Here is a 10,225-nt window from a genome sequence, read left to right as displayed (position 1 = left end):
AAACAGCAATCAAACGTGCAGACGCAAAAAAGCCGGGAATTTCCCGGCTGCCGCCTCATACACACGTTTTCCGAAAGGATCACCACGCCCGAGGTTTTAGCCGCCGGGCGGACTGATTCAGGTCAACGTCGTATCAAGGTTTGGCTTTTTCCAGATAACGGAAGAAGTCGCTGCTTGGGTCGAGGACCAGGACGTCGGATTTGTTCGCGAAGCTTTCACGGTAGGCACGCAGGCTACGGTAGAAACCGTAGAACTCCTGATCCTGGCCGTAGGCCTTGGAATAGATCGCAGCAGCCTGGGCATCACCGTCACCGCGAACCTCTTCGGATTCACGATAGGCTTCGGCCAGCAGCACGCGGCGTTGACGATCGGCGTCGGCACGGATGCCTTCGGCCAGCTCGTTACCCTTGGCGCGGTGCTCGCGAGCTTCACGCTCACGCTCGGTGCTCATACGTTCGAACACACTGCGGTTCACTTCTTTCGGCAGATCGATGGCCTTGACCCGGACATCGACCACTTCGATACCCAGCTCTTTTTCCGCCATCTTGTTCAGCGACGCGGTGATATCAGCCATCAGCGCATCACGTTCACCCGACACCACTTCGTGCAGGGTGCGCTTGCCGAACTGGTCACGCAGGCCCGATTCGAGACGACGGGACAAACGCTCGTCGGCGATCTGCTTCAGACCCGAAGTCGCGGTGTAGAAGCGCTCGGCATCTTTCACCCGCCACTTGGCGTAGGCATCGACCATCACGGCTTTCTTTTCCAGAGTCAGGAAGCGCTGCGTCGGTGCATCCAGCGTCAGCAGACGCGCATCGAATTTGCGCACCTGGTTGACGTAAGGCACCTTCACATGCAGACCCGGCTGGACATCGGCCTGAACCACACGACCGAATTGCAGCAGCACCGCGCGCTCGGTCTGAGCGACGATGTAGAAGCAATTCCAGCCCACCAGTACCACAACGACGCCAACGATCAGGGCGATCAGCGATTTATTGCTCATCAGCGGGTCTCCCTTGTACGCGTCTGCGGCACGTCAGTGACATGCGGCGTGACGTCCGTGTTGTTGCTGGCGGCCGAACCGGTCACCGGTGCATTACCCGAACTGTTCTGGATCATCTTGTCCAACGGCAGGTAGAGCAGATTGCTCTGGCCGTTCTTGTTGCCGGTCACGAGGACCTTGCTGGTATTGCTGAAGACTTCCTGCATGGTGTCCAGGTACAGACGCTCGCGGGTGACTTCAGGTGCCTTGCGATACTCGGCGACCAGTTTGGTGAAGCGATCGGCCTCACCCTTGGCGCGCGAGATGGTCTCGTCGCGATAACCGTTGGCATCTTCGATGATGCGCTGGGCCTGACCACGGGCTTCCGGCACAACGCCGTTGGCGTAGGTTTCAGCCTGGTTGCGCGAACGCTGCTCGTCTTCACGGGCGCGGATCACGTCATCGAAGGCTTCCTGTACTTCACGCGGTGCCGCTGCACTCTGTACGTTGACCTGGGTGACGGTGATACCGGTGCGATAGGTATCGAGGAAACGTTGCAGACGCTCCTTGATTTCGCTGGCCATCAATTCACGACCTTCGGTCAGCACCTGGTCCATGGCGGTGGAACCGACCACGTGACGCAGTGCACTTTCAGTCGCGTGTTGCAGGCTGATTTCCGGCTGATCGACGTTCAGCACGAAGTCCTGCAGGTTGCTGATCTTGTACTGCACGGTCAGCGGCACTTCGACGATGTTCTCGTCTTCAGTCAGCATCTGGCCCTGCTTGGTGTACGCACGCTCACGCGTCACGTTCTCCATGTACTTCTTGTCGATCGGCGGGAAGTAGATATTCAGACCCGGGCCGACAGTCTCGTAGTACTTGCCGAAGCGCAGCACCACGGCTTGCTCCTGCTCGTCCACCACGTAGACCGCGCTGTACAGCCAGACAGCCGCCAGCACGACCAGGCCGATGCCGAGCAGACCGCCGAAGCCGCCACTGCTGCGCCCCGACCCGCCGCCGTCATCACCGCGTTTCTTACCACCACCGAACAACCCGTTCAGGCTTTCCTGCAGCTTTCGGAAGGCCTCGTCGAGATCCGGTGGCCCCTTGCGGTCGCCGTTATTGCGGCGCTTGCCACCCCAGGGATCCTGATTATTCGAGTTGCCACCCGGCTCATTCCAAGCCATAGCGCTCTCCATCTGATAAAGCAAAGACGCACCCACGGCGCGCCGACCAATGCTACAGAATGCCTGCCGTTGCGGCACAACCGCTTTGTCAGGCTTTTATTGCAAAGTGTGTTGCTCGATGAATTCCATCGGCTGCAATCCTTCGCGGCTTACCAATCGATTCAACTCGATCCGGGGCAAACGAACGGCCAGCAGGCTGACACCTTCTTCATCGTATTCTTCTTTCTGCACCGCCCCGAGTTCGAAGAACTGCGCACGCAGCCGAGCGAATCGTTGCGGCAAGCGCAAGGTACCGACGAACAGATCACTGCCGAGCAACTCGGCGATGGCCTGTTCAAGCAATTCCAGACCGCTGCCATCGCGCGCCGAGAGCCAGACCCGTTGCGGCTTGCCATCGGCATCGCGCTGAATCTGCGGCTCGACGCCTTCAAGCAAATCGAGTTTGTTATAGACCTCGAGGATCGGCAAGTCCTGGGCACCAATCTCGCCCAGCACCACCATCACCTGCTCGATCTGCAACATGCGATCCGGTTCGGCCGCATCGATCACGTGCAACAGCAGGTCGGAATTGCTCGACTCTTCGAGCGTAGACCGAAATGCCTCGACCAGCTTGTGTGGCAGGTGACGAATGAAGCCCACGGTGTCGGCGAGGACAATCGGACCGAGGTCGTCAAGCTCCAGCCGGCGCAGGGTCGGGTCGAGCGTGGCGAACAGTTGATCGGCCGCGTACACCTCGGACTTCGTCACGTTGTTGAAGAGTGTCGATTTGCCCGCGTTGGTGTATCCCACCAGCGAAACGGTAGGAATGTCCGCACGGGATCGGCCACGGCGCGACTGCTCGCGCTGACTGCGCACCTTCTCCAGCCGCCCCTTGATCTGACGCAGGCGAACCCGCAGCAGACGGCGGTCGGTTTCCAGCTGGGTTTCACCCGGGCCGCGCATACCGATACCGCCACCCTGACGTTCAAGGTGAGTCCAGCCGCGAACCAGCCGCGTGCTCATGTGGTCAAGCTGGGCCAGTTCGACCTGCAGCTTGCCCTCATGGGTGCGTGCGCGTTGGGCAAAAATATCGAGAATCAGCCCGGTGCGGTCGATCACGCGACACTCGAAAACACGTTCGAGGTTGCGTTCCTGACTGGGCGTGAGGATGTGATTGAAAATCACCAGATCGGCTTCTTCAGCCTTGACCAGGTCGCGCAGTTCCTCGACCTTGCCGCTGCCGATCAGATATTTGGCGGTTGGCCGATGACGCGGCACGTTGAAAAACGCGACGGTCTCGGCGCCAGCCGAATTTGCCAACTCCTGAAACTCCTGCGGATCTTCGCGCGCCTCAGGGTCCTGTCCATCCAAGTGAACGAGGATGACTCGTTCACCACCACCGTGGCGCTCAAAGAACAAAGGAGACTCCTATCAGGCGTTACCCGGCGCTGCATCGGCATCGCCCTGTTCGTTTTCGGTTGCGCTAGGCAGACGAATTGGACGAACCGGCACGACGGTCGAGATAGCGTGTTTGTAGACCATCTGGCTTACGGTGTTTTTCAGCAGGATCACGAACTGGTCGAACGACTCGATCGTCCCTTGCAGCTTGATACCGTTGACCAGGTAGATGGAAACCCCGACTTTCTCTTTACGTAAAGTGTTCAGGTAAGGGTCTTGTAGCGAATGCCCTTTTGACATGTGCCGCACTCCTTTAAGGATTCAATAATAAAAACAGGTAAATTCAGATGGCTTCGGCCGTCACACCCCCAAGGATAGACGGCAATTGCAAGGACTCAGCTCAATATGGAGATGGTCCCAAGGTATTTCAAGGCGCGTGGCAGATTGTCGCAATCAAGACTGTCCAGCCAATGCAAATCGTCCCAGCTGCGCAGCCAGGTAAACTGGCGTTTGGCCAACTGGCGCGTGGCGATGATGCCCCGCTCCTGCATCTGGGCCAATGTCAGCTTGCCGTCCAGGTAATCCCAGACTTGGCGGTAGCCTACCGCACGTATAGACGGCAACCCCGAATGCAGGTCACTTCTTTTACGCAGGGCTACGACCTCGTCGATGAATCCCTGTTCCAACATATTTGTGAATCTTTGTTCAATTCGCTGGTGCAGAACCTGACGATTCGCCGGAGCAATGGCCAGGTTCGCGACAGTATAGGGCAATTGTTGCCGTCCCGAAGCGGCTGCTTCAGTACTTTGCGCAGATTGTTGCTCGCGCAGGGCGGTCATGCTCTGCCCGCTGACTCGATACACTTCCAGCGCCCGACTCAAGCGCTGCGGATCATTGGGATGAATGCGCGCCGCCGACACCGGATCGATTTGCGCCAGTTGATCGTGCAGGGCTTGCCAGCCGAGGCGTGCAGCTTCTTCCTCGATCTGCGCACGGACCTCAGGATCGGCCGCCGGCATGTCTGCCAGACCTTCGATCAAAGCCTTGTAATAGAGCATGGTGCCGCCGACCAGCAGCGGGATCTTTCCTCGCCCAGTGATTTCGGCCATGGCCTGCAACGCGTCGCGACGGAAATCGGCGGCTGAATACGCTTCAGCGGGGTCGAGGATGTCGATCAGCCGGTGCGGGTATTCGGCCAGCAACTCTTTCGAAGGCTTGGCCGTGCCGATGTCCATGCCGCGGTAGACCAGCGCCGAATCGACACTGATCAACTCGCACGGCAGCACTTGGGTCAGCTCGATGGCCAGATCGGTCTTGCCCGCAGCGGTCGGGCCCATCAGGAAAATCGCTGGAGGAAGCTGGCTCATCAACGACCGCGCAGGAACAGTTTGTCCAGATCGTCCAGACCCAGCTGGGTCCAGGTCGGTCGGCCATGGTTGCATTGACCGCTGCGTTCGGTGTTTTCCATATCACGCAGCAGGCCGTTCATTTCCGGCAGAGCCAGACGCCGGTTGGCGCGGATCGCGCCGTGGCAGGCCATGGTGCCGAGCAGTTCGTTGAGGTGCGCCTGGATACGGTCGCTGGTGCCGTACTCCATCAAATCCGAAAGCACGTCGCCGACCAGTCGATTGGCTTCGGCCTGCTTGAGCAATGCGGGAATCTGCCGGATCGCCAGGGTTTCCGGACCCAGGCGCTGCAATTCAAAACCAAGGCGCTGGAACCACGCGGCGTGTTCTTCAGCGCAATCGGCCTCGCGCTGACTGACCGCCAGCGACTCCGGCACCAGCAACGGCTGGCCACTGAGACCTTCGCTGGCCATGGCGATTTTCAGGCGCTCGTACATGATCCGCTCGTGGGCGGCATGCATGTCCACCAGCACCAGACCATGGGCGTTCTCGGACAAAATATAGATGCCCTTGAGCTGCGCCAGTGCATAGCCGAGCGGCGGGATATCTTCCTGACCGGTCGGCAGTGCGCTGGCATTGGCTTCAGGCAGCGGCGCGAAAAACTCTTTGTAAGCGGCTTGAGCCTCGGCAGCGGGCAGCGCCGATTGCGGACGCGGCGTGTATTGATACTGATAAGCGCCGCCAGCGCTGGCCCCGGATGATGTATTGAACGCCGGCTGCGCCTGCGGCTGCTCCAGCAGCGCATTGGCGGCCAGACGCATCTCGCCTTGTGGGCCGAATTCGCCCGCCTCGATCCCGCTCGGCCGAACGATCGCCGTGGTGACCGAGCCGGCCAGTTGATCTTCCGGACGCACATCGCCCAGCGCACGGTGCAGCGTGCCATACAGGAAGTCGTGGACCATGCGCCCGTCACGGAAGCGCACTTCGTGCTTGGTCGGGTGCACGTTGACATCTACCGCTGCAGGATCGACCTCGAAAAACAGCGCGAAGGTCGGGTGCCGGCCATTGAACAGCACGTCGCGATAAGCCTGGCGTACCGCATGGGCCACCAGTTTGTCGCGCACTGCTCGGCCGTTTACGAAGAAATACTGCAAGTCAGCCTGGCTACGGTTGAAGGTCGGCAAACCGACCCAGCCCCACAGGTGCAGGCCGTTGCGTTCGATCTCGATAGGCAGCGCCTGCTCCAGGAAACCTGAACCGCAGATCGCCGCCACACGCCGCGCACGGGCCGCATCATCGTGGGCCTCGTGCAGGCTGAGGATGGTTTTGCCGTTGTGGCGCAGATGAAAAGCCACGTCGAAGCGCGCCAGCGCCAGACGCTTGATCACTTCTTGCAGGTGATCGAATTCGGTTTTTTCGGTCTTGAGAAATTTGCGCCGGGCCGGGGTGTTGAAAAACAGATCGCGGACTTCCACCGAAGTGCCGACCGGATGCGCCGCCGGCTGCACGCGCGGCGCCATGTCACGGCCTTCAGTCTCGACCTGCCAGGCCTGGTCGGCATCGCGGGTGCGCGAGGTCAGGGTCAGACGCGCCACGGAGCTGATCGACGCCAGCGCCTCGCCACGGAAACCCAGGCTCATCACCTGCTCAAGGTCTTCGAGGTTGCGAATTTTGCTGGTGGCGTGACGGGCCAGGGCGAGCGGCAGGTCATCGGCGGAAATACCGCTGCCGTCATCGCGCACGCGCAGCAACTTGACGCCGCCCTGCTCGACATCGACGTCGATACGCTTGGCGCCGGAGTCGAGGCTGTTTTCCAGCAACTCCTTGATCACCGAAGCCGGGCGCTCAACCACCTCACCGGCGGCAATCTGGTTCGCCAGCCGGGGGCTGAGCAGCTCGATGCGCGCCGTGTTCAATACCTGGTTCATTCTTTCGACGCCAGTTCGGTGCCAGGAATGGTCAGGTGCTGACCGACTTTCAGCTCATCGCTTTTCAGATTGTTGGCGGCGCGCAAGGTGGCCGGCGAAACCTGATAGCGCACGCCGATCATCGCCAGGGTTTCCCCCGGGCCGACACGGTGGTCGCGCGGGCCTTGGGCAATCTTGCCGGAATCACGCAGCCAGGCGATGTAGGTGCCCGGTGGCGGATTCTGCTGGAAGAACTGGCGCACGCCGCTGCTGATCGAACGGGCCAGCGCTTGCTGGTGGCTCGATGCGGACAGTTTGTTCGCTTCGTTGGCGTTGGAGATGAAGCCGGTTTCGACCAGGATCGACGGAATGTCCGGCGACTTCAGCACCATGAACCCGGCTTGTTCCACACGCTGTTTGTGCAGCGGCGTAACGCGACCGATGTTAGTCAGCACCTTCTGGCCGACGTTGAGGCTGGAAGTCAGCGACGCGGTCATCGACAGGTCGAGCAACACGCCGGCGAGCATGCGGTCTTTGTCATCGAGACTGACGTTGCCGGCACCGCCGATCAGGTCGGAACGGTTTTCACTGTCGGCCAGCCAACGGGCGGTCTCGGACGTAGCGCCACGATCAGAGAGGGCGAACACCGACGCACCGAACGCGGCTGCGGACGGCGCGGCGTCGGCGTGGATCGAGACGAACAGGTCGGCGCCCTTCTTGCGGGCGATTTCGGTACGCCCGCGCAATGGAATGAAGTAGTCGCCGGTACGGGTCAGCTCGGCGCGGAAGCCTTTCATGCCGTTGACCTGACGCTGCAGCTCGCGAGCGATCTGCAGTACCACGTCTTTCTCACGCTGGCCGCGCGAACCGGACGCACCCGGGTCTTCGCCACCGTGGCCGGCGTCGATCACCACGATAATGTCGCGTTTGCCGGCCGGGGCTGGCGGCAGCTTGATCGCCGGTTCGGTCGGGGTCACCGGCACTGCCGGCACGGTCGCCACCGATGGCGTCGGGGCTGGCGGCGGCGCGGCATCGGCCGGGTTGTCGAACAGATCGACCACAAGACGGTTGCCATACTGCGCGTTCGGCGCCAGCGAGAAGCTTTTCGGGGTGACGGCTTTTTTCAGGTCGATGACCACGCGCAGGTCGGTCGGGGTGCGCTGGGCCGAGCGCATCGCGGTGATCGGCGTGTTCGCGGTCTGCACGTTCAATGGCGCGCCGAGGGTGGCGCCGTTGATGTCGATCACCAGCCGGTCCGGGGCTGTCAGGGTGAAAACGCTGTGCTGCACCGGGCCACTGAGGTCAAAGACCAGTCGCGTGTTGTCCGGCGCCCGCCACAGGCGCACGCTGTTGACCTTTGAATCGGCCACAGCGTTGACGGTTACTGCCATCAACATCAGTCCAGCGGCAGCCACCAACGCGCGAAAGCGCATACCAAACCCCATCATTTAATTGGATTCCAATGCCAAAGCGGCACACCAGGCCTCGCCACGCGAGCCCTGGGCTAAAATTTTCAGCGAACGCCCGCTGTCTTGCGGGCTAATGGTAATGGTCAGGTCGGGCTTTGGCAAAAAGCCTGCACCTTTATCGGGCCACTCGATCAGGCACAGGGCATCGTCTTCGAAGTAGTCACGGATGCCGAGAAACTCCAGCTCCTCGGGATCGACCAGGCGATACAGGTCGAAGTGGAAGGCACGAATGTCACCGATCTCGTAGGGCTCGACCAATGTGAAGGTCGGACTTTTCACCGCGCCAACATGCCCCAAACCGCGAATGATGCCCCGCGACAGGGTGGTTTTGCCCATACCCAGATTGCCTTCGAGAAAAATCAGGCCATGGCCCTGGGTGACGCGGGCGATCCGTGCGCCAAAGTCGCTCATCGCCTGTTCATCGGCCAGGTACAGGGTTACTTCAGACACGGTGCTTGCTCCTCCAACAACTGACGAATGGCTGGAATCAGATCACTGGCCGCCAGCCCACGGCCGAATTTGCCTTGTTGCATACCCGCGTTGGCGTGCAGCCAGACAGCCAGGCATGCCGCATCGAACGCGTCCATGCCTTGGGCCAGCAATGCGCCGATCAGACCGGCCAGCACATCACCCAACCCGCCTGTGGCCATCGCCGGATGGCCCTGATGACATAGGGCCAGACGCCCATCGGGATGGGCGATCAGACTGCCGGCACCTTTCAGAACCACTACCGCTGAATACTTTTTGCTCAACGCCAGAGCAGCGGCCGGGCGATCGGCCTGCACCTCGGTGGTGCTGACGCCAAGCAAGCGCGCCGCTTCACCCGGATGCGGGGTGATCACGCAATCCTTGGGCAACTGGACAAAATCGCTGGCCAGCAGGTTCAACGCGTCAGCGTCCCACACCTGCGGCAATGGTGCATTGGCGGCAGCCGACAACAGGGCACGGCCCCAACTGGCCTGACCGAGGCCCGGTCCGACCACCAATACCGAAACCTTTTCCAGCAGCCCCATCAGTTGATTGGCTGACGAAGTGCCGAGCGCCATCGCCTCCGGCACCCGGGTCAGCGCCGCCGGCACATGCTCTGGGCGAGTCGCCAGCGAGGCCATGCCCGCGCCGCCGCGCAAGGCCATTTCTGTGCTGAGCAGAATCGCTCCGCCGAAACCGTGATCGCCGCCGATCAGCAACACGTGGCCAAAGCGGCCCTTGTGCGAGGTCGGCGCGCGCGGCGCAAGTGCTGGAAGATTAGCGGCGCTCAGGCGCTGAGCGCAGACAGGAATGTCACTGAAAATTTCGTCGGTGGCTTGCAGGTCGCTGAAGACCAGCTCACCGATATGATCCGCCGCATCACCGGTCAACAGCCCGACCTTCATACCAATGAAGGTCACCGTTAGATCGGCGCATACCGCGACACCCAGTTCACACCCGGTATCGGCACACAACCCGGAAGGAATATCGACCGCTGCTACCGGCAAACCGCAGGCGTTGATCGCCTTGATCGCCGAGGCATAGGGCTCACGCACTTCGCCGCTCAGGCCAGTGCCGAGCAAGGCATCGAGGACGACACCGCACAGCTCGCTTTGCGCCTGCCAGCCTTGCACCACAACACCAGCAGCCACGGATTCGGCATGGGCCAGTGCGGCATCGCCCTGCAAACGCTGCGGATCGCCGACGGCGAGAACGCGCACCGTCCAACCGGCCCGCAGCGCCAACCCGGCCACCAAATAACCGTCGCCGGCGTTGTTGCCGTGCCCGGCGAGCACCGTCAGTTCGTTCGCTGCCGGCCACTTGCGCACCAGTGCGCGCCATGTCGCGCGGGCGGCGCGCTGCATCAATTCGAAGCCCGCCGTGCCGGCGGCGATCAGCCGCGCGTCGAGTTCGCGCACCTGCGCGGCGCGGTACAGCGCGTCGGGTAATTCATCTTTCGTCTGCGGCATGCGTCTTCGGGCTCCGATGT

General features: G+C 61.4%; 9 protein-coding genes. All 9 read right to left on the bottom strand.

From position 1 onward, the window contains the following. Positions 1-133 precede the first annotated feature (133 nt). A complete protein-coding gene (gene hflC, locus F8N49_RS06545) occupies positions 134-1,003 on the bottom strand; it encodes a protease modulator HflC (RefSeq protein ID WP_016771945.1) in 870 nt (289 codons plus the stop codon). Next, on the bottom strand, positions 1,003-2,169 hold the full coding sequence (gene hflK / locus F8N49_RS06540; protein WP_024011368.1) for an FtsH protease activity modulator HflK: 1,167 nt from the start codon (positions 2,167-2,169) through the stop codon (positions 1,003-1,005). Before hflK ends, hflC begins: the two co-directional genes overlap by 1 nt. Before the next feature lie 96 nt (positions 2,170-2,265). After that, positions 2,266-3,567: a ribosome rescue GTPase HflX gene (gene hflX, locus F8N49_RS06535; protein WP_016771946.1), complete on the bottom strand. Its 1,302-nt coding sequence runs from the start codon at positions 3,565-3,567 to the stop codon at positions 2,266-2,268. 12 nt (positions 3,568-3,579) lie between these two features. Next, positions 3,580-3,846 carry an RNA chaperone Hfq gene (gene hfq, locus F8N49_RS06530; RefSeq protein ID WP_016771947.1) on the bottom strand — a complete coding sequence of 89 codons (267 nt, stop codon included), beginning with the start codon at positions 3,844-3,846 and terminating at the stop codon, positions 3,580-3,582. 95 nt (positions 3,847-3,941) lie between these two features. After that, a complete protein-coding gene (gene miaA, locus F8N49_RS06525; RefSeq protein WP_151551026.1) occupies positions 3,942-4,913 on the bottom strand; it encodes a tRNA (adenosine(37)-N6)-dimethylallyltransferase MiaA in 972 nt (323 codons plus the stop codon). Then, positions 4,913-6,820, bottom strand: a complete 1,908-nt coding sequence (gene mutL / locus F8N49_RS06520) for a DNA mismatch repair endonuclease MutL (protein WP_122881189.1) — start codon at positions 6,818-6,820, stop codon at positions 4,913-4,915. Before mutL ends, miaA begins: the two co-directional genes overlap by 1 nt. Next, positions 6,817-8,196: an N-acetylmuramoyl-L-alanine amidase gene (locus F8N49_RS06515; RefSeq protein ID WP_370593506.1), complete on the bottom strand. Its 1,380-nt coding sequence runs from the start codon at positions 8,194-8,196 to the stop codon at positions 6,817-6,819. Before F8N49_RS06515 ends, mutL begins: the two co-directional genes overlap by 4 nt. A 51-nt stretch (positions 8,197-8,247) precedes the next feature. After that, positions 8,248-8,718: a tRNA (adenosine(37)-N6)-threonylcarbamoyltransferase complex ATPase subunit type 1 TsaE gene (gene tsaE, locus F8N49_RS06510; protein WP_016771950.1), complete on the bottom strand. Its 471-nt coding sequence runs from the start codon at positions 8,716-8,718 to the stop codon at positions 8,248-8,250. Beyond that, positions 8,706-10,205, bottom strand: coding sequence for an NAD(P)H-hydrate dehydratase (locus F8N49_RS06505; RefSeq protein WP_151551025.1), 1,500 nt, complete (start codon positions 10,203-10,205; stop codon positions 8,706-8,708). The genes tsaE and F8N49_RS06505 overlap by 13 nt, the downstream gene beginning before the upstream one ends. Positions 10,206-10,225 lie beyond the last annotated feature (20 nt).

The organism is Pseudomonas sp. GXM4 (assembly GCF_008923895.1).
GTDB classification, from domain to species: domain Bacteria; phylum Pseudomonadota; class Gammaproteobacteria; order Pseudomonadales; family Pseudomonadaceae; genus Aquipseudomonas; species Aquipseudomonas atacamensis.
The sequence above is the reverse complement of the archived record's forward strand: the minus strand, read 5'-3'. Positions and strand labels throughout refer to the sequence as shown.

Excerpts from the sequence above, each read along its gene's own strand:
- hflK (WP_024011368.1), bottom strand. The coding sequence starts at position 2,169 with ATGGCTTGGAATGAGCCGGGTGGCAACTCGAATAATCAGGATCCCTGG.
- F8N49_RS06505 (WP_151551025.1), bottom strand. The coding sequence starts at position 10,205 with ATGCCGCAGACGAAAGATGAATTACCCGACGCGCTGTACCGCGCCGCG.
- hflC (WP_016771945.1), bottom strand. The coding sequence starts at position 1,003 with ATGAGCAATAAATCGCTGATCGCCCTGATCGTTGGCGTCGTTGTGGTA.
- hfq (WP_016771947.1), bottom strand. The coding sequence starts at position 3,846 with ATGTCAAAAGGGCATTCGCTACAAGACCCTTACCTGAACACTTTACGT.
- miaA (WP_151551026.1), bottom strand. The coding sequence starts at position 4,913 with ATGAGCCAGCTTCCTCCAGCGATTTTCCTGATGGGCCCGACCGCTGCG.
- mutL (WP_122881189.1), bottom strand. The coding sequence starts at position 6,820 with ATGAACCAGGTATTGAACACGGCGCGCATCGAGCTGCTCAGCCCCCGG.
- F8N49_RS06515 (WP_370593506.1), bottom strand. The coding sequence starts at position 8,196 with ATGTTGATGGCAGTAACCGTCAACGCTGTGGCCGATTCAAAGGTCAAC.